Origin of the sequence: Synechococcus sp. R55.4 (assembly GCF_047461935.1) — a bacterium.
In the GTDB taxonomy this organism is placed as follows: Bacteria; Cyanobacteriota; Cyanobacteriia; order Thermostichales; family Thermostichaceae; genus Thermostichus.
Genome location: NZ_JANSIF010000062.1, coordinates 1 through 18,352, shown reverse-complemented (window position 1 = coordinate 18,352; position 18,352 = coordinate 1). Strand labels below are relative to the sequence as shown.

The 18,352-nt window shown below is 53.5% G+C and carries 16 protein-coding genes; 8 read left to right on the top strand and 8 right to left on the bottom strand.

Annotation, left to right across the window (positions count from 1 at the left end; translation table 11 throughout):
* Positions 1–333 precede the first annotated feature (333 nt).
* Both glgA and NW842_RS12600 read left to right on the top strand, forming a co-directional pair.
* Positions 334–1,875, top strand: a complete 1,542-nt coding sequence (gene glgA / locus NW842_RS12605) for a glycogen synthase GlgA (protein ID WP_414418157.1) — start codon at positions 334–336, stop codon at positions 1,873–1,875.
* Between the two features lie 45 nt (positions 1,876–1,920).
* Entirely contained in the window at positions 1,921–2,541 is a 621-nt protein-coding gene (locus NW842_RS12600; RefSeq protein WP_414330028.1) for a hypothetical protein, read from the top strand.
* On the opposite strand, the gene rsmD is transcribed toward NW842_RS12600, so the two are convergent.
* Genes rsmD through NW842_RS12585 form a run of 3 tightly spaced genes read right to left on the bottom strand, consistent with a single transcriptional unit; the run spans position 2,538 to position 4,787 of the window.
* The gene (gene rsmD / locus NW842_RS12595; RefSeq protein WP_414418156.1) at positions 2,538–3,089 is read right to left on the bottom strand and encodes a 16S rRNA (guanine(966)-N(2))-methyltransferase RsmD; all 552 of its coding nucleotides are present in this window, start codon (positions 3,087–3,089) and stop codon (positions 2,538–2,540) included. The genes NW842_RS12600 and rsmD overlap by 4 nt on opposite strands.
* A 9-nt stretch (positions 3,090–3,098) precedes the next feature.
* Complete coding sequence (locus NW842_RS12590; protein ID WP_414418155.1) at positions 3,099–3,986, bottom strand: Sll0314/Alr1548 family TPR repeat-containing protein; 888 nt, start codon at positions 3,984–3,986, stop codon at positions 3,099–3,101.
* Between the two features lie 39 nt (positions 3,987–4,025).
* A complete protein-coding gene (locus NW842_RS12585; RefSeq protein ID WP_414418154.1) occupies positions 4,026–4,787 on the bottom strand; it encodes a HEAT repeat domain-containing protein in 762 nt (253 codons plus the stop codon).
* Positions 4,788–5,149: 362 nt separating this feature from the next.
* On the opposite strand from NW842_RS12585, the gene NW842_RS12580 reads away from it, so the two are divergent.
* Together NW842_RS12580 and NW842_RS12575 are read left to right on the top strand one after the other, a co-directional pair.
* A complete protein-coding gene (locus tag NW842_RS12580; protein ID WP_414418153.1) occupies positions 5,150–5,764 on the top strand; it encodes a Uma2 family endonuclease in 615 nt (204 codons plus the stop codon).
* A 194-nt stretch (positions 5,765–5,958) separates the two neighbouring features.
* Positions 5,959–6,573, top strand: a complete 615-nt coding sequence (locus NW842_RS12575) for a Uma2 family endonuclease (protein ID WP_414357405.1) — start codon at positions 5,959–5,961, stop codon at positions 6,571–6,573.
* Positions 6,574–6,667: 94 nt separating this feature from the next.
* Here the strand turns inward: NW842_RS12575 and NW842_RS12570 are convergent, their stop codons facing one another.
* Positions 6,668–9,379, bottom strand: coding sequence for a phospholipase D-like domain-containing anti-phage protein (locus tag NW842_RS12570; RefSeq protein ID WP_011433328.1), 2,712 nt, complete (start codon positions 9,377–9,379; stop codon positions 6,668–6,670).
* A gap of 102 nt (positions 9,380–9,481) precedes the next feature.
* Here NW842_RS12570 and NW842_RS12565 point away from each other — a divergent pair, with 102 nt between their 5' ends.
* Positions 9,482–9,997: a nucleotidyltransferase domain-containing protein gene (locus tag NW842_RS12565; protein ID WP_414357407.1), complete on the top strand. Its 516-nt coding sequence runs from the start codon at positions 9,482–9,484 to the stop codon at positions 9,995–9,997.
* Positions 9,957–10,412, top strand: coding sequence for a HEPN domain-containing protein (locus tag NW842_RS12560; RefSeq protein ID WP_414418152.1), 456 nt, complete (start codon positions 9,957–9,959; stop codon positions 10,410–10,412). The genes NW842_RS12565 and NW842_RS12560 overlap by 41 nt, the downstream gene beginning before the upstream one ends.
* Before the next feature lie 21 nt (positions 10,413–10,433).
* Here the strand turns inward: NW842_RS12560 and NW842_RS12555 are convergent, their stop codons facing one another.
* Entirely contained in the window at positions 10,434–13,457 is a 3,024-nt protein-coding gene (locus tag NW842_RS12555) for an anti-phage-associated DUF1156 domain-containing protein (RefSeq protein ID WP_414418151.1), read from the bottom strand.
* Between the two features lie 52 nt (positions 13,458–13,509).
* Here NW842_RS12555 and NW842_RS12550 point away from each other — a divergent pair, with 52 nt between their 5' ends.
* Positions 13,510–13,749 (top strand): DUF433 domain-containing protein, encoded by a 240-nt coding sequence (locus NW842_RS12550; RefSeq protein WP_414418150.1) that lies wholly within the window; start codon positions 13,510–13,512, stop codon positions 13,747–13,749.
* The gene (locus tag NW842_RS12545) at positions 13,749–14,102 is read left to right on the top strand and encodes a DUF5615 family PIN-like protein (protein ID WP_414398900.1); all 354 of its coding nucleotides are present in this window, start codon (positions 13,749–13,751) and stop codon (positions 14,100–14,102) included. The genes NW842_RS12550 and NW842_RS12545 overlap by 1 nt, the downstream gene beginning before the upstream one ends.
* Before the next feature lie 77 nt (positions 14,103–14,179).
* Here NW842_RS12545 and NW842_RS12540 read toward each other — a convergent pair whose 3' ends face one another.
* Genes NW842_RS12540 through NW842_RS12530 form a run of 3 tightly spaced genes read right to left on the bottom strand, consistent with a single transcriptional unit; the run spans position 14,180 to position 18,194 of the window.
* A complete protein-coding gene (locus NW842_RS12540; RefSeq protein WP_011433323.1) occupies positions 14,180–14,401 on the bottom strand; it encodes a hypothetical protein in 222 nt (73 codons plus the stop codon).
* A 38-nt stretch (positions 14,402–14,439) separates the two neighbouring features.
* Positions 14,440–15,117, bottom strand: coding sequence for an anti-phage-associated DUF3780 domain-containing protein (locus NW842_RS12535; protein ID WP_083757646.1), 678 nt, complete (start codon positions 15,115–15,117; stop codon positions 14,440–14,442).
* Entirely contained in the window at positions 15,114–18,194 is a 3,081-nt protein-coding gene (locus NW842_RS12530; RefSeq protein ID WP_414418149.1) for an anti-phage-associated DUF499 domain-containing protein, read from the bottom strand. The genes NW842_RS12535 and NW842_RS12530 overlap by 4 nt, the downstream gene beginning before the upstream one ends.
* Positions 18,195–18,352 lie beyond the last annotated feature (158 nt).

Here is an 18,352-nt window from a genome sequence, read left to right as displayed (position 1 = left end):
CTGTCGCGCTTGAGCCAGTCATCGACGATGTCGAACCATCCTCGCTCCTGACGCACGCGCCCTACCGCTATGGTCATAGGACGATATCTCCAGAACAATGACGACAAATAAAGTGCAATACAGCAGCGCCTGCAACATTTCTAAGCAGCAGTGTCCTTCCATCTTACGAAAAATCAATAAGTTGCAACACAGCCTCAGGAAGAAGCGCTGCCTCAGCTCATCCGGCGCAGGGATCCCTTGTGTTTTAGGATGGGAAGGGTTTTGGCTGAGGGCAACTGAGCCGGGATCCGTTCACGGCGGCGGAGCGGAGCCCACAACAACAGGGAGGGCATCGTGGTTCAAGCCAAGATTTTGTTCGCAGCGGCAGAGGCAGCACCTTTGGCCAAGGTGGGGGGCATGGCGGATGTGGTGGGATCCCTGCCTGTCGTTTTGCGCAAGCTGGGTCAGGATGTCCGCATCATCATGCCTCTGTATGGCTTTCTCTGGGACAAGTTCGGCCAGGAACCGGGGCAATACCCCCGCTCGAAAGATCCCATCTGGTCTAAACAGGTCATGGGTCAGGTGGCCGATATTTACGAAAGCGTTTTGCCCGGCACCGATGTGCCCCTCTACTTGGTCAGCCACTACTGCTTTGCTCCCCACCGCATCTACTACGGCGAGGACGAGTTCTGGCGCTTCACCTTTTTTGCCAACGCCGTAGCCGAATTTGCCTGGACTTACTACCCCTGGAAACCCAACATCATCCACTGCCACGATTGGCACACCGGCATGATCCCGGCCTGGATGCACCAAGCTCCCGATATTGGCACGGTGTTCACCATCCACAACCTGGCCTACCAAGGGCCCTGGCGCTGGCAACTGGAGCGCATGACCTGGCTGCCCTGGTATTTTTCTGCCCACAACACCATGGCTGCCGGGATCCTCTACGCCGACCAAGTGAACACCGTCTCGCCCACCTATGCGATGGAAATTCGCACCCCTCTGCATGGGGAAGGACTGCAGGACTTGTTGGCCTGGAAAGGGGAACGGTTGCGAGGAATTTTGAATGGGATCGACATCGATAGGTTTGATCCCCGCACCGACCCAGACCTAGAGGCCAATTTCAGCATCGATGATCTCAGCGGGCGGGCGACCAACAAAGCCACGCTACAGGCCAAGTTGGGCTTGACCGTTAACCCAGATACCTTCCTGATGGGCATGGTGGCCCGTTTGGTGGAGCAAAAAGGGATCGACTTGCTCATCCAAGCCCTGGATCGCTTTTTGGCCTACAGCGACGCGCAATTCGTTTTGCTGGGAGGCAGCGGCGAAGCCTACTACGAAGGGCGGATCCGGGAGATGGCCGAGCGGCACCCGGGCAAAATGGCCTACCAAAAAGGCTACCAACCCAAGCTGGCCCAGTTGATCTACGGGGGGGCAGATGCGTTTTTGATGCCCAGCCGCTTTGAGCCCTGCGGCATCAGCCAGATGATCGCCATGCGCTATGGGTGTGTGCCCATTGTCCGCCGCACGGGAGGGCTGGTGGATACCGTCAGCCACCACATCCCCAGCAAGGGGATCGGCACCGGCTACTGCTTTGACCGCTACGAAGCCCTGGACTTCTACACCTGTCTGGCGCGGGCTTGGGAAGCCTTCCAGCACAAAGAAACTTGGCAAGCGCTGCAGAAGCGGGGCATGGCCAGCGATTTCAGTTGGCACCGCTCAGCGCTGGAATACCTGCGCATGTATGAGCTGATTCTCAACCTACCGCTGCTGCCGGAAAAGCCTCCAGAGCCACCCAACTCGCCCAGCTCCTCTCCGCCCAAGCTCAAGAAGCCCATCTCCTCCCAGCCTCGCTCCAAAGGGATCCCTGAGCTGCAGCAAAGGCACGAGGAGTAGGGTAGAGTGGAACGGGTCAAAAAAGGTTTTGGGGGTTACCCGCACATGATTGGACGACGTCCTACTGTTGCTTCCCAAGGCTGTCGCCAGGACGCCATCGCACAGGGGCTCAGCCTTCTGCGCCGTTCTTGGGCGCGGTTGGTTTTCGGCGTATTACTCGGCCTCATCTTGGGCGTGGGCTCCACCTTCTGGGCCACTGCTCAGCAGCTCCCCACCGGGCAACAGCTTATTCCCAATCCGCAGCAGTTTCGCGCCCTAGAGCAGCCCAGCAGCGCCCTCAGCGCATTGCGAGCCGAACAACTGGCCGCCGAAGCCAATGCCGCCATCCAAGCGCAAAACTACGACCAGGCTGTCGAGCTGCTGCAGCAGGTGTTCAACGCCTACAACCAGCGCTCCAACTACCACCAAGATCTCTCCCGCGCCTTCGCCGGGATCCAAAACCGCATCTCCGAAGAACAGCGGGAGCTGGCCCGTGTTGCCGCCCAAGCCCGGGATCAAGCCGCCTACGATTTGGCCGTGGTCTATCGCGCCGCCGGGCGACCGGAAGAGGCTGTGGGCTGGCTGATCCAGGTCATCAACAGCCAGGGCCCAACCCGCGAGCTGGGCACCCAAGCCTATCAGCAGCTCTTGGAAATCGGCTTCGTCAGCACTCCCTTCCCCAGCTAGAGCTGCTCTTCCAGATGGCGATAGAAGGCGAGGGCCGTTTGCCCATAGGTTCGTTGGTCAAAGCGCAGCAGGGATCCCACCTGGTCTGGTAGCTTCTGGCCGCTGCGATGCTCGACGATCAAGGTTCCGCCTGGCTTGAGCAAGGGCGGGATCAGGGGCAGGAGCGGGGCGTACAGACCCGCCGCGTAGGGGGGGGCAAAATAGACGTAGTCAAAGGGATCCAAACCCAGCCCTCGGCTGAGCAGCTTGCGGGCATCCCCCTGAATGACCTGGAAAGATTGCCCCAGCTGCGCCACCTTGGCCCAGTTGGCTCGGATGATGCGGCAGGCAGGGGCGGCAATCTCGATCCCGGCCACAAAAGCGGCCCCCTGACACAGAGCTTCTGCTCCCACCGTACCGGCCCCACAGCACAGATCCAGCCAGCGACAGCCTTCCACCTGCCCTTGCAAGATGTTGAACAAGGCCTGCCTCACCCGGCCAGGTGTGGGTCGAGTGCCCAAGCCAGCGGGAGTTTGCAGCGCTCGTTTGCCGCTGATGCGCAGGCTCATGGGATCCCTTCAGGGGCTAGGCGTGGCCGGCAACTGGCCGGTCAACCCACTGCGCTGGGCGGCGCGATCCCGCTCCATCTGGATTTGCTCCACCAAAGGTTGGGGCAGTTGGGCAGAAGCTTGCAGGGCTTGATCGAAAAGGGGGACGGCCTCTCGGTCTTGCCCTTTGGAAACCAAAATTTGCGCCTTGAGGTAATAGAGCTCCGGGTTGTTGCAGGAAGCAGCAATGGCCCGATCCACCGCCTCCAGCGCCTCGTCAAAGCGCTGCATATCCCGGTAGGCCAGAGCTTGGCCGCGGTAGGACAGATAGTCAGGAGCTGCCATCCGAAACTGATTCAGAGCCTTCTCCCGGTAGGTCAGCAGCAAATCCATGTAGCCGTTGAGCAGATTCAGCTCCGGATCGCTGCTGTCCACTGCCTGGGCGGCCCGGATGGAGGCAAACAATTGATTGAGGGTGGGCAGAGCCTTGGGCAAACCGATGACCACCCCATCTCGCACCACTATGTTGGCTGCCTCCAGCCCATAGCCCACGCCCTCATAAAGGTTGCCCCGCAAGGGATCCGTCTTTTTCAACTCGGCGGCCACCTGTCGGGTTTGAGTGGCCAACTGGGCAAATGCTTCCAGGTCTCCCTCCTGATAAGCCAGCGCCGCCAACAGGGCATAGACCATCGGCTCTTCGGGGGAGGCCTTCTTGGCCATTTCCAGCTTTTCCCGGCTCTGGCTGTAGCGGCCTGCACAGAAGAACTCTTCAAAAGCTGCCGCCACCTCCGGCCTGATGGGGCGGGCATTGTCCCCGCTGCGGAAGGGATCCTGCGCCCAAACGGGCAGAGCGGATCCCCACACCCAACAAATCACCCCCAGCAGTTTGCCCAGCCTGCTCATTTTGCCGATACTCATCCCCAGTGCCTCAACTCCCACCCCCATCTAACCCTCTCTTCAGCGCAGCAGTTGGGCAATCGAAGCAATAGCGGCATCTTGAACCAACTCATTGGGCTCATAGGCCAGAAGATCGTGCAAGGGACCCAAGGCGCGCGGATCCCCGATTTGGCCGAGGGCACGGGCCGCCGCCTCCCGCACCACCGGCTCATCGTCCGCAAGCTTGGTCAGCAAAGCCGGCACCGCCTCCACCACCCGCATTTGCCCCAACCGGTAAATGGTTTGCAGTTGAGCCTCCAGAGGGGTTGCTGGGAGAGCAGAGCTGTACACAGAAATACCCGCAGAACCGTCGTAGGAATAGCCGCCGTGCGCCATCGAGATAGCCGAGAGAGCCTGCAACGCCTCTAGGGCACGATATCGCTCTACCCCGCTCATCTGGGGCAATTGGGCCACCAGATCCTCAAAAGCTCGCTGCACAGGATCGGCAGCCGCAGTCTGCTGGGCAATGCGAGTTAATTGGCGATCCGCCTGCACCTGCTGCCAAGACTGAAACGCCGTCAGACCTGCCACTATCAGAGCCGCATCGGCCAGAATGGCCAACAGCGCCATTCCTCCCCAAATCTTGCTGCGACGGCTGAGCCTTCGCATTTGCTTATCCACATAGACAAAGGCTTGGTGCTGCCGTTCCCAAAAGTCGGGGGCCACCTGCAGAGTTTGAGCGCTCAGATCGGGAGACAGAAGGTTTTCCTCGCGGGCTACCTCTAGGCTCTGTAGCCTTTGATTCAAGCGAGAAAATTGTTTCGTCCAGAGCCAAGTAAACATCAGGTCACGTCCTCTCTGCAAACCTGCCATCGAGAACCAAGTCTTGCTGACACAACATTGTGCAGGACATTGTGCGGGAACATTATGCGGGCTGTGCTGGCGTTCAGTGTCAGGCAAGGTTGGCCCACTTTCCCCTGGGATCCCAGAGGGGGAGCTTATGCGACAGGATAACAAAAGCGTCAGCTCCCCACCACCGGTCTTTACCCCAGAATCGCAGGATACCTCTCATCATGGAGAGGCCGACGAAGGATACAGAGAGGTTGGCTGCACTTGCGACCGAGAGAACCCGAAGGCCACTGCGTCGAGCTTCTCGACACCCGACTGACCGTTTGAGCCATTCTGCCGCTGCCTGAGGAGATGCCATGACCACTGCCCTCGCCCCCCGTAAAACCCACACTTCAGAGGAATACTTTGCCCTGGAAGCTGAATCAGAGGCCACAGGCGGGATCCGCCGTGAATTTTGCAATGGGGAAATTATTGAGATAACTGGCGGCACACCCATTCATAGCCAACTGATTACCAGTGTCAATGCCCTACTTTGGCTTAAGCTAAGAGGCAAGGGTTTTTCCGTTTTTTCTAGTGATCTCAGACTTTACATACCTGCCTTCGAACAATATGTCTATCCCGATGGTATGGTGATCCAAAACTCAGTTCAGCTTAAAGAAGGGAGCAAGGATACTGTCACTAACCCTATCTTAATTGTGGAAGTGCTCTCGCCTGCCACCGAAAGCTACGATAGAGGAGCGAAGTTTGCTGCCTATCGCTCTCTCCCAACTTTACAGGAGTATCTGCTAATTGACCAAGCTCGAATCAGTGTAGAACACTACCGCCGCCAGGGAAATGTCGAGTGGATCTTCAGGGACTACCATGCCCTGGATGATGTTGTTACGCTGCCATCTGTCAACATCACTTTTTCCCTGGCAGACATTTACGGTGATATTGAATTAGAGCAAGATTCAAATGCAACACGCTCCTGACAAGAACCTACTCCCCCACTTGAAACGTAGATGAGGCAAGTTGGGAATGCCTGAAGTGATTCTGCTAGATATCTACATCCGGCTCTGGCTAGGGTTACACGGCTATGCCATAAAAGACTATTAAAGGATGAGATGGGCGACAATGTTTGCAGAAGTATCTAGGGCGTTTTAACTCATTCAAGGGAGGAAAAACTATGACTGCTACCTATGCTGTGTCTTCTAAGCCAATGACTTTTGCTGAGTTTCTGGAGTGGAAACCTAACAGACGATACGAACTACACAACGGAGTTGCGGTTGAGATGCAACCCACAGGGAAACATGATGAAATCAGTGGTTTTCTTGCCATCGAATTGGCATTAGAAATCCGCAGGTGCAACCTCAACTATTTTCTAGGTCGGGACACCTTGATCAAGGCGCCGGAAGGCGATACTGCCTACGCTCCTGATGGGGTGGTGATTGACCGTACCGCCTTGGCCAGAGAACCCCTGTGGCAGAAATCCTCGACGCTCATCCACGGAACCTCTATTCCTCTTGTCATTGAAATTACCAGCAACAACTGGCGAGATGACTACTGGCATAAGCTGAGTGACTACGAGACGTTAGGTATTGCCGAATACTGGATCGTTGACTACCAAGCGTTGGGGGGTCGTCGGTACATTGGCGAGCCGAAGGTTCCCACAATCTCGGTTTTCCAACTGGTCAATGAGGAATATCAGGCGCAATTATTTCGGGGCAATGACCGGATTCGCTCTAAAGTTTTCCCTGAATTAAACCTCACGGCTGAGCAGATTTTTCGGGCTGGAGCCTAGCATGGTCAAGGCACTTCCGCCCGTATTAACTCGTGGTCAGAGGCAACTTTTTCCAGCCCATTGGCAGAAGCATATCGAATTGGCTGATATATGGCTACCACCCTTCTGAAAGACGTTCCACAATATCCCGACGGGACAACACCTTTTCGCAGGTCTCCCATCTTGGGCCTTTGGGTTCAACTGTGCTTGCGTAGCGCAGCTCAAAAGCGTTGGCCTGTTTCTTGCGCTCTGTAAACTCCTGCAATTTGGCCTCCAGAGTTTCGATATTCTCAATCCACTCATCTTCGATAGTATCGGGCAAAGAACCGAACAAGTCGTAGCGATCTTTCATCCGCTGAGAAAGCACCTCGTATACCTTTTCGTCGTGGGTACCGTGGTACACCAGGTTGAGCATGTCCACACGGTCGCGGGTCTGACCAAAGCGCTTGATCCGCCCGATGCGCTGCTCTAGGCGGGAAGGATTCCAAGGGAGATCAATGTTGATCAGCGTGCCCAAAGTTTGGAGATTCAGACCTTCACAAGCAGCATCGGTGGCCACCACCAGCCGAATGGTACGCTCTCGCACGGCTCTCTTGATATCTTCCCGCTCTGCGCTCCGCCATTCTCCGGCAAAAAACAAACCCGACTTGTGGGCGCCTGCATAGAGAGCCACACTTTCTTGAGGCAGACGTTGGCTCAGGTTGTTGGCCACCCAATGGGCGGTATCAAAATACTGGCTGAAAATGATGCATCCCAAGTCCAGCCAGTGTCGTTCCTGTAGGAAATAGAGGACGGCATCGAGTTTGGGATCCGTGCTCTTTTGGCTCAAGACGCTAACAATGCGCTCCAAATGGGCATATTCTGCCTCTAAAATCTCTGGAAGGTTGTCTAACAGCCAATCTTCTTCTCCGTCCTCCTCAAAAAAACGCCGCTTTTCCAGTAGTTTCTGAGCCGTAGATAGGCCGCTGGCAATACTGGAGCAGATCCGGCTTTGCATGATGCTTTTCATAAACCCAGCGGATTGGGTACGCTGTCTCAAAGCCCTAGCAAAATCTTGGGCAGCTTCATAGGCCACATCAAATTCGGGAGAAGTGAGCAAACCCAGCCCACAGAACATGGGCAATTGCTCTCCCTCGCTCGGCCAAATATCGACGGCAATCCGCTCAAGCAAGCCCAATTCTTCCAAGGTAGAGCGTTTTCGCAATACGGTATGGCGCAGAATTGGGTTGTGTCGCTGGAAAAAAGTCAGCCCCTGTTGGCGCTCTTCCAGGGCATCTCGCAGTTCTTGGCGGGTGAAGTCCTCCAATTCCGTCAGGGGCTTATCTGTGAAGTGTTGACCTTTGAAGAGCTTCAGATCGCTGCGGATGTGGTCAAACAAGGGATCCTCAACAGATGGCGGCAGAGGATTGCGGAGCAAATTCCAGGCAAAATGCTCGTCGGTCACTGCTTGTTGTCCTGTCAAGATGGGCAGGATCCTTTGCGTCTGCTGCCACAACTGCTGATGCCGTCGTCCCAACACATGCTCGGCACCGCTGTTGAGCACTCCCAGCAGATCCCACAGTTCCTCAACATGGGTTTGGATGGGGGTGGCTGTGCCCAAAAGGACGTGCTTGGACTGGGTGGCCGCCTTGCCCATAAAGTCCAAGAGATTGTTGGGTTTGGGATCCCTTACCGTGACACCACGGGTACAGCGGGCGCGGTGGGCCTCATCCAGGACAATCGTGCCAAAGCGTCGTTCCAAAAGGCATTGGGCTTCGGGGGCATTGTGAAAGATGAGACCCGTAGAAACAATACCAATTTGATAGGGGCAACGGCCAATACCTTCAGCACCCTTGGTTTTGATGATGTGCCCATTGGCATCTTGCCATACCTTGCGGTTGGAGAGCCACACAGCAGAGGGAATGCCCAGTTTATCTTTGAGTTCCACTTGCCACTGCTGGCAGAGGGTAGCCGGACAAAGAATTAAGGCTGGCCCATCTTCCAAAAGGCACGCCACCATCGCCGCAACCGCCAAAGACAAGGTTTTACCCAGCCCCACTTCATCTGCCAGAATGAGTCGCACTGCACCATACAGCTCTCGGTGTTCCAGGAACATTTCCACAAACGACTGCTGCCATGGTTTGAGAACCTCACCCCGGCGATAGAGAGGGGCTTCCACCAATGCGGCTCCAGGAACATCGACAGGTTGCAAGTCTTGAAGAAATACCTCTACCTTGCGAGATAATCGCCCCACCTCTTCCACAATCGCTTCTGGCAGAGGAACACTCCGTTCCCACAGGTACTGAAACTCCGCTTCGACCCAAGCAACCCCTTCTGGCGACTGGTCTTCCCAGACAATTTCGTAATGCTCTTGCCATCCCTGCCGCGTTTCGTTGAGGCTGCCGATAAAAGCAGATTTGGTGCCATCTCTTGCCTCAATAACACCTGCTTTGCCGTGGAGAAAGGGGGCATCTGCGGCTGACACCACTCGCACTTCCACTTTGCCGCTTTTGAGGATTTCGTAAAGTTGACGGTAGCGGGGGCGCTGTAATAGGCTGGTGATCAATTCTCCTTTCTCTTCGTTCCATTTTTCTTTGAGCGCCATTTCTCTGGCCTGGCGGGAAGCTTTGCCGATGGCAATATCCCAGGGATCCAAGTCGCTGTTACAGACGATCTGCACCTGCTCGATGTGTGTAATCTCTTCAGTCACCAATTCAAAAATAGAAGAGCGAAAGTACCCAGCAATGCGCTTGTAGGTGCGTGCCTTTGCCAGGCGATCTTTGAGAAAGACATGGCTAAGCCGCTGCTGGCGGGAACTGAAACGGCGTAGGAAAGAAGTGCTGGACATGGCGGGCTGGGGTAAAATTGTAACAATACTCTAGCCTTAAAATGAGCAGCCGAAGGCGCAAGCAGCGTCTTTGCAGAATAAGCTGATCAGCGCAAGGTAGCCATGTCAACCGTACAAGAATCTGCAGGCTTTCAGGGCAGAGAGAAGCGCAGCATAGGAATATCCGAAGCACAAGCGCGGCTTATTCAAGAGAAAATTCAATCCGTCTTTGGCTCGGATCTGTGGGCTATTGTTGTCTATGGATCCCGCGCCAATAATTCATGGGTTCACGGCTCTGACCTCGATTTATTAGTAATTGCAGAGAATATACCCGATTGCAGAAGCAGAGATGACTTACTGCTTCCTACCTGCAGGGATCTAGAAAAACTTCTTGGCTTGGAGATAAACTTTATCTTGCTAAAGCCCACAGAGCTATGCAGGCCAGCCAGCTTGACTTATGAAGTGGCTACCAACCACCACATCATCTATGAAAAGCAGAACTGCATCACGCAGATCAGGGATATCGTCAATCAACTCATCTGTGACAGTTTAATTACGTATAAAGTATGCCGGGGGATCCCCTATTGGGTGAATAACGATGAGAAAGAAATTAGCAAGAGACTACTATCAAAGGGCTAATTATCGCATCCAAGCGTTGTCATTCTTCTATGAGGTTGGCGATTACGCTGATGTAGTTCGGATGTGCCAAGAAATCATTGAGTTATTCATCAAAGCTTGCCTAATCATTAAGGGAATAAACTACGGCAAAACCCATGACCCTGGTGGCCAAGTAGCAGAAAATAGAGAACGGTTCCCAGAGCTTTCTGACGAGGAAATAGCCTTGCTGGAAAACATATCATTTGAGATGCGCAAAGATAGGGAGTTGGCTTTTTATGGAGCTGTAGATATTGTCCCCTTGGAATACTACAAACAAAAAAATGCGGACAAGGCTATAGCTTATGTTAACCAAATAAAGTCGATTGTTGAGAAATACTTTAACTCAGATGCTGAGCTTGAAGGAAGCCCTGGCAATACAACTTGTGAGTGTGAGTAAGTTAATCCTATAACTTCTTCTTCAACCCAAGCGTTCATTTCTAATCAGTGCAAACAAGATATTAGCGGCTGAGGACTCTTCTGGATAGCGGTGTTCTCGCTTGCGGGCAATGTATTGACAAAAAGCCACCAAATCATCCCGGCGCATGTGGTAGTTGGGCACCAAAGACCGCAGGTGTTCCATCACCTCATCGCTATCCGCCTCTTTCTGCAGTTCGTAGAGAGCAAACAAAACGGCTCGCAGTGCTGAGCGGCCAAATTCGCCCTCAAAGCTGCTCTTCTTGAAGTCTAGAGCATTTTTGAGTCGGGCATTGTTGGGCTGCTGAGAGGCCATCAATTCGCCATAGTCGCCAACTCGAAATGCCTTGGCAAAGTTCTGGTAGTTGTCCAGCTTCTTCAGCCCTACCGCTTCCAGTTCCATCATTTTCAGATAAAAGCGCTCTGCACCACAGCACCCCTCCCACACCCCCTGCGCGATGCCTTCAGGTACAAGATGCTCATTGGCAACCTGCACGGCATAATCAATAATTTCCCGAACGATATCTCTTTCGCCTTTGGGTCGGGGGCGCAGGGCTGCTGCCACCATATCCTGTCCATCAATGCGCCGGTAGCCCGTCAATACCCGCAACGCTGCCGCATAACCTGCCATTTGCAAATCGGCATCTTCAAACAGGTTTTCGGTGCGCCCCTTGCCTTGGGTGCTTTGATTTAGCCCCACCATGGTTTCAATCTGATGGGCAACTTCTTGCCGCACCTCTTCCACCAGCTCATCCCGATAGGCAGAAGTATCTTGCAACCGCTTACGCGCCACCAGCAACACCGTGCCTTGCACATAACCGCCCTTTTTGAGTTCAGAAGTGGTTTCGGTGGCAATGTACCAAGCGGCTGTAACTTGCAAGCCCGCCCCCCACATGATGCTGGCCATATCCGACCACACTTCGGCATCCTGATGGGTAAACATCACAATCTGCAACCCGTTGTCGGGCATGTGGTTCGCTAGGGCGCTATAGGCGGCAATCATGTCCTGCCGAAACTTTTCGCCTTTGCCCTGAATGGCCAACGCCCGCCGACTGTCCCACACCCAATCGGCAAACTCCTTGGGCGGATTCTTGCGCAACCACGCGATGAAAAATTCTGTGATCTCGTGGTAATGCACCGCATCTGCATACGGTGGATCGGTAATTCCAATATCTAATGGAAGACTTAAAGAAGACGTAGCATTACAAGCAAAGACTTTCCAATCATTATTTACTTCAAATTGCTTGATCTCATCAAAAGACCAATGATTGATAACATAGCTATAACCTCTGGAGCCGAAATTAAAAAAGCAGTTATAGGCTTGATTGTAGAATAGGTTTTCGATCTTATCATTTCCCTCTCCTGAATTCCATCGACAAAGACGACTATTCCAATCTATTAGTTTTGAAAACATTACATTAAGACTTCCATTGTTAATCATGTGTTTGTGAAATTTAGATAGCATTAAGAGCTGTCGTGGGTTAAACAAATGATGCCAATACGTCCAGCCCCGCGTGCGAATTAGCTCATCGGTTTTTTCTCCAGGTTCAATCGGCATATCGGGTACCAGTCCAGCTTCTTGCCAGGCGGCGAGGTTTTCTCTAACGATTTGCTCTACTTTGCGCTCTCGTTCTAGGTCGGCGGGGGTGACGCTGGCGAAAAAGGTTTCTTGACGGCTCTTGCCCAATGTTCCGGCGGTGATCCACTGAATGCAATACAGCCGTTCCTGAAAAATATCGTCGGGGCGGGGCATAAAATCGTGTTTTTCCCAGCGGCGCAATTTGTTGCCGGTGGTGCCATCGGGAAGGCGGTAATCCCCACGAATGGTCTTAATGGGTGTGCGGTATTCTTCCCCATCCAGCACATACACCAAATCGCCTTTCTGCACCGTGCCCTTGGCGGCGGCGGTCATTTCCGCTTCGCTGACCCCGGATACAATTTCAATTTCAAAACGTTTTTGGTCGTAATTGGGGATTAACTTGGCCACCACATTGCGGGTTTTGCTGATCACCCAACTGGGAGCCATTGGCACCATCCAGCCGGTGTGGGGGCAACGGGTTTCTAGGCAGTATAGGTAGGCTTTGGCGCGGTTGCCGTGCTCATCATGCTCAATGCCTAGAGCAGTAATTTCCCGATCCACCGCCTCAGCCACTGCTTTTTGGGCTGCTTCAATTTCCCGACGGGTGGCTTCATCGGCTCCCACGATATTCAGCGCTCCCCAAGTGAGCATACAGGCAATGGGATTGAGGTCGCTGGCATAGACATCGCATCCCAGCCTTGCCGCCTCAAAGGGGATTTGACCGCTCCCGCAAAAGGTATCCCCTACTCGTGGGCGATGGCCAAACCGCAAAGTCCCCAGTTGTTCCACCAATTCCGGGAAACTGTGGGCATTTGTCCCCAAATGTTGGTTCACCCGATCCCAAATGGGGCCGTAGAGGGTGGCATCGTCGCATTCTTCGGGTCTCTTGGCCTCTGAGACGCGAGTTGGGTAGTCATGGCAGCGCACAAATTCTGTCTCCCACTTCAGCCGCGTCTGTTCATCAATAGCCGGGTTCCAGATCAAAGTTTTATTTGGGTCAACAATAATTTCGTCAATTGCAGACGGATCAAAAGGCAAAATCTGATCGTTTTTTGAACCGAACTTTCGGGATTCTCGCCACCGAACGGCAAATAGCCTAGATGCTGTTTGGTTATTCAACCGCGAATGGGCCTTGAGTGTTTTGTAAATCTTAATGGGATTCTTTCTAAATCCCCTGCGAACAAATGCTTCATCGTCAATTGCCATCAACAATTCAAACACTTCCAGATCGGCTTCGGGGTTATCCGTTGCAGGTAGCAATGCCCCCAATACGCAAGCTTTGGCCAGGATCAGAGGTTTGCGCCCTTTCCAATAGCTCCCCAACGCCGTGAGGGTTTGGCCAGCCCCAGCTTTGCGTTCCTTTTGCGCTTCGGCGCTGATTTTTTGGGCAGGCAAGAGCCGCTCGATCAAACTCGGCTTATCTTTCCAAGCAAGGGGGATGATGGACAAGGGAGATCTCCGGCGATACCATCAATCATGGTAGCTCTTAGGGCCCTAAGCCGTGAACTGGGAAGACTATATTCATTCGGATCCCGATATTCTCCTGGGTAAGCCAGTTTTCAGAGGAAGTCGCCTATCGGTGGAATTTATTTTGGGGCTATTTTCGGCAGGCTGGACCGAAAAGCAGATTTTGGAAAACTACCCTACGCTGACTCCAGAAGCACTTAGGGCTATGTTTAGCTGTATCCAAGAATGTATGCGTGAAATGAACTTCTACGGTTTTTCAGATAAAGTCAGTTGATGCAATTTCTCGTCAATGAAAATTTTCCACGCTTAAGTATCTGTCTATTGCGAGATGCTGGCTTAGATGTGGCATCGCTCTCAGAGGAAGCTCCAGGTACTAAAGATTTCGAGGTCTTGGCTAGAGCTGCACAAGAGAAGCGGATTATATTGACTTTTGATCGGGATTATGGAGAACTAATTTTTCGTTATTCTTCCCGAGAAAGAGCATCTGTGGTTTACTTTCGTTACCAGCCGAGTACGCCAGAAGAACCAGCTCAGCAATTGCTAAAGTTGATCGGCGATAAAAACTTGGTACTGGAAGGGATGTTTACTGTGATCGAGCGCAATCAAGTGCGACAGCGTCCTTTGTAAGTCTAGCTTGTCCAAATCTGGAATGGACTCTGGAAGAGCGTTAAACAACTTGCGAAACTGGGCAGTGGTGCGAGATTTCACAGTGTTTCGGGGTTTAATTCTTCCGTCTTGCCTGCTTGATACTCGGCTATTGCCTCGGCACCGAGTTTTGCTAACATATCGGCTGAAGAAGCAAAGGATTCTTCCCATCGCTGATCGTCTTCTAGCTCATCAAGAATCAGGCTGGCAATTGCATTTTGCTCCTCTGTGGGTAGAGCTTTTAACTTGCTAATCGCTTTCTCCAGCAGTTCTGTCATCATTTGCATTCTCCCAAATAGGCGGTTTTATCTAGTATAACTTAATCTCTTAGCTTTGTCGTGCCAATGGTTGCTTCACTATCCCAAAAGGGCGAGGGATCTTCTTGCAAGCAGGATAACAGGCTGAGTTGATCGGCTTCTACGGCTTCGCTACGCAAGCTATCGGAACAAGCTGGCTGGTATGGGCGCTTGACCGGAGTGGGCACACTCAGTTCCGTCAAGGGATTTTCTGTGAGGGCATAGCGCAGGGCTTTGCGCCAACCGATATTCCCGTGATCGACACCCCCTGTCGCCGCTGCTGTCATGGTGTAAAGCCACCAGCGCTCTTCTGGACGCAGCCCTCTCCAGTTGCGAATGGCATTGGGGATCGCCTCCGGTTTGGCCCGTTCTACTGCCCAAGCCAGCACCAGCAATTCCTTCCCCAGCAGACGTTCTACGAGGTTGCGGCCAGTTGTCCAACGGCTCGGATTCATTTTTTTCGCCCGCAGGCGGTCATTAAACTCTTGTTTGAGATCCTCAGCAATCTGGCTCCAGATAGACCGGCTGAGAACACAGCGCTCCGCAATGTCCGGCTGTCCGTTGATGCCCGCCTTGATGCCATAGACTTCGTAAATCAGCACAGGAGCGGTTCTGCCGGCAGGTATTTCGACCACAAAGTGGTGGGGATCAACGGTTTTGGGACAGCCGAACCCCACCGTCTCCCATTTTTTATCGCTCACTGCTCTACCTCTCCCGGCTCAGGATTGATTTCCAACCGATGCAAAAAGACTTCCAAATCGTGGCCGCTGCTGAAGCGTAGGTCGTCCAAGCGCAGACTCACCTCTGCCGTCTCATTGCCCAAAGCCTGACGTGCTATCGCAATAAACTGCTCAATGTCTTCCGCTTTTACCACCATATCGCTTCCAAACCGGGTGGTGATGGCTCGGTTCCCTTCCCCCACGGTTAGGGAGATCCCACCCGCCAGTCGCACACCCAAAGCCTTGCTCTGATTGATGGCCGTATAACTCGCCTTATTTCCTTGCAGGTTGAGGCGCTTGTGCAGCTTAGCCGGTTTGTTTTTGTCAATCACCGGCCCTTTTTGGTCGAGCGCCGGGATCGTGAAGTTGCGAGTGGTGCTCACCCCTTGATCTTCGGCGTAGGCATAGATGGTAACGGCTTCTGATCCCTCTAGTTCGATGGGGCCAGTGTAGAGGGTGCCTTCCCGTGGGTTAATGCCCGTGGTGTTCCAGCGAATTTGACCACGGGGTTTCACGGTTAGCTCTACGGTGCGCTTGCCGCCGCCAATACGAGGCTGGTGGGTGAGGGTCAGCGTATTCTTCCAAGCATAGACATCCCCTGTCTCGTGCCGGCCATCCGGGTCAATGGCGACAAACCACAGGGCAGTGGCATCGGTTGTCCAGATCGTATCGGGCACCACAGGGCTGTTGGCATCCACATTGGGCGTGTAGCTGTAGTGAACACGGCCATTTTTGCCCGCATCTCGAGGCAGAATTTCCAAGGTAGCCGTACCGGTGCGGTCATCGTATTCTCGCTGGGTGATGGCTACGGATGTGCGGGGGGGCGGAAAGGGCCCCTTTTCGATGTATCCATCTTCGGTGTACCGCCAGCGACCTTGGCTGACGGCTATCTGCCGCAGGGTATCCATTCCTTTGGGGGGCAACCAGGGCCAGCGCTCGTTGGTGATGGTGCGGGAAACCACGTCTCGCCAAGGGATACGCCGCTCTCCCCCTGCCGGCCACAACAGGTCTTCTGCTCGCGACAGCAACGCCTCGGCATTGGCTTCCACATCGACATACAGCTTGGATGCACCGACATCGGATAGGGCTTTTTCGATCTGCTCTTCAGCATGGAAGGTATTGCCCGTAAAGGTCATGGAGAGCTTGGTAGGAGTCAGTTTGCCCTTGATGGGGTAATAGACCCGATTGAACAGGCTGACCACAGTGGCGTTAAAGTCGTAGGCGGCTTGTTCGGCCTCTTCCTCCAGTTCTGCTTTGTGGGGGGATTTGTCTCCACCGGTTTCTTCCAGTACTCGGGCAACGGCCCACAAACGACGGGTTTTGTCTTCTAGGCTGGCCAGATTGGAGCCATCTCCGGTAACCACACAAAAGTTGTTCTTCTCGGGAACACTTTCCCAAAACTGCTGGGCCTCTTCTGGGGGTGTTTTGCTGTCTGGGCTGAGTACCAGGCACACCCGCGGGCCATTGAGGCGAATCTCATCAATTTTGGGCAGGGCTTGCACCTCTTGATAGGCAATCCGCCGTTGGGGTCGGAAAATTTCTTCCAGCCGCCGCTTCATTTCCGCATCAATTTTCGGCTGGGGAGCGTTGCGGGCACGGCTATCAATGCGCTTACGCAGGTTCTCGATGTTGGAAAAGTACCAAGCATCGTTTTCTTTGCGGTGCAGGTACCAGGCGTTGGCACGGAACGCTTGAAAAGCATCCTGAAATTCGCTGACATTCCGCTGAGGAGCTACTAGGTATTCCAAAAATTGCCCCTCGGTAAAGCCTTTCACGGCATCAACTGATTCAGACAGAGAAGCAGTCAACAGCAGGGCAGCAATCTGACTGGCAGCATCATGGCCCAGTTTTTGATCCACCAGTTCAGCGACAGCAGTGCCATTGGCCGCAATATCGTGGGCAATCGCTCCCTGTAGATTGCTGATTTTGTTGATCTCTTCCCGCACATCTGGGATGTTGAGGTTCAGATGCTGGCAACCGATCAGGTAGACATCGTTGCTGGGACGCTCCCATACCGACTGGATTATTTTTGAAACAAACTGCATCAAGCCGCGAGTTTGACGGTAGCTTTCGTTTTCCTTAAATAGGGCAATGATGTGCTTAACCGAAGGATGGAAAGGGTAAGAAGCATGAATTTCGGCGGCAATTTGTTCGGCAGTTTTGGCAATTGATTTGGCTCTGGCTGCATCTCCCAGCACTTTTGCGTAGGCAGAAGCAACTGCATCAATGGTTTGTACATTGGGCAGGGAGCTAAATAGCCGCTTGCGGAGAATGTCGTAAATTTCCGATGTGCCCAGGTCTACCGGTGTGATGGATCGCGCTTGGCGGTTGGTTTCTTGAGCGAAGTTACCGATTGCTTTTTGCAGTTCCCGTGAGGCTCCTTCGTAGCTGCCGGATAGGTTGGAAATGACAATGCAGCAGCGCTTTAACTTCAAGGCGGCACTCAGCAGGTTCGATAGGGCGTAGGTTGTCACTTGCGCCAATGTACCTCCGCCCACCATGCGGGTAATGGCGTAGTCGAAGTAGGGCGGCAGCTCGTCCAATAGAATGAGGGTGGGTTCATCTCCAATTAAATCAATCCAATCCTGCTCACTGGGGGCATCTGCTCCGTGCTGCCAAAATTTGACAAAAGCCTCTTCTTTCCCCAGTTGCCGGGCAATCTCTCCCCAAATAAACCGTTGCTCGAACTTGAGGCGTCCATTGATGGCAACCAGTTTAGCGTCGGCAAAAGGAGCATCTTGAGTGATGTCTGGCACAACCTCGGCACGCAAAGCGGCATCCCGCGCCAGCAACCCTAGGGCAATCATGGAGTGGGTTTTACCACCCCCCATCGCCTGTTTGAGTTCAAACACCGCTTGGTCGGAGCGACCTGCCAGCCGTTTGAGCCCCTGACGCAGCAACAGATCCATCCCGCGGGTAATGTGGTTTTTGGCGAAGAATGCCCGGGCATCCTCTGCTGTATGCTCGATAACATTCGACAGATTTTCAATTTGCTCAACTATGGCGTAGTTCAAGGCCATAGGATGAATTTGACAAACGTCTTTGACGGTGGGAATCATTGCGGCTAGCTCCTGCTACTCAAGATGGTGACCCTCTCTTCAACTAAAGGAACTGTGGGGGGTGTTCAGTATTTAGCAGAGGTAAACTACCCGGCTCCGACCGCTAAGCGGTACGGAGCGGGCTTTCAGTAGCCCTGAGCCTGCTCTGCCCTACCAGA

Excerpts from the sequence above, each read along its gene's own strand:
- NW842_RS12530 (WP_414418149.1), bottom strand. The coding sequence starts at position 18,194 with ATGATTCCCACCGTCAAAGACGTTTGTCAAATTCATCCTATGGCCTTG.
- NW842_RS12565 (WP_414357407.1), top strand. The coding sequence starts at position 9,482 with ATGTCAACCGTACAAGAATCTGCAGGCTTTCAGGGCAGAGAGAAGCGC.
- NW842_RS12545 (WP_414398900.1), top strand. The coding sequence starts at position 13,749 with ATGCAATTTCTCGTCAATGAAAATTTTCCACGCTTAAGTATCTGTCTA.
- NW842_RS12560 (WP_414418152.1), top strand. The coding sequence starts at position 9,957 with ATGAGAAAGAAATTAGCAAGAGACTACTATCAAAGGGCTAATTATCGC.
- NW842_RS12600 (WP_414330028.1), top strand. The coding sequence starts at position 1,921 with ATGATTGGACGACGTCCTACTGTTGCTTCCCAAGGCTGTCGCCAGGAC.
- NW842_RS12590 (WP_414418155.1), bottom strand. The coding sequence starts at position 3,986 with ATGAGTATCGGCAAAATGAGCAGGCTGGGCAAACTGCTGGGGGTGATT.
- NW842_RS12580 (WP_414418153.1), top strand. The coding sequence starts at position 5,150 with ATGACCACTGCCCTCGCCCCCCGTAAAACCCACACTTCAGAGGAATAC.
- NW842_RS12585 (WP_414418154.1), bottom strand. The coding sequence starts at position 4,787 with ATGTTTACTTGGCTCTGGACGAAACAATTTTCTCGCTTGAATCAAAGG.
- rsmD (WP_414418156.1), bottom strand. The coding sequence starts at position 3,089 with ATGAGCCTGCGCATCAGCGGCAAACGAGCGCTGCAAACTCCCGCTGGC.
- NW842_RS12540 (WP_011433323.1), bottom strand. The coding sequence starts at position 14,401 with ATGATGACAGAACTGCTGGAGAAAGCGATTAGCAAGTTAAAAGCTCTA.
- NW842_RS12575 (WP_414357405.1), top strand. The coding sequence starts at position 5,959 with ATGACTGCTACCTATGCTGTGTCTTCTAAGCCAATGACTTTTGCTGAG.
- NW842_RS12570 (WP_011433328.1), bottom strand. The coding sequence starts at position 9,379 with ATGTCCAGCACTTCTTTCCTACGCCGTTTCAGTTCCCGCCAGCAGCGG.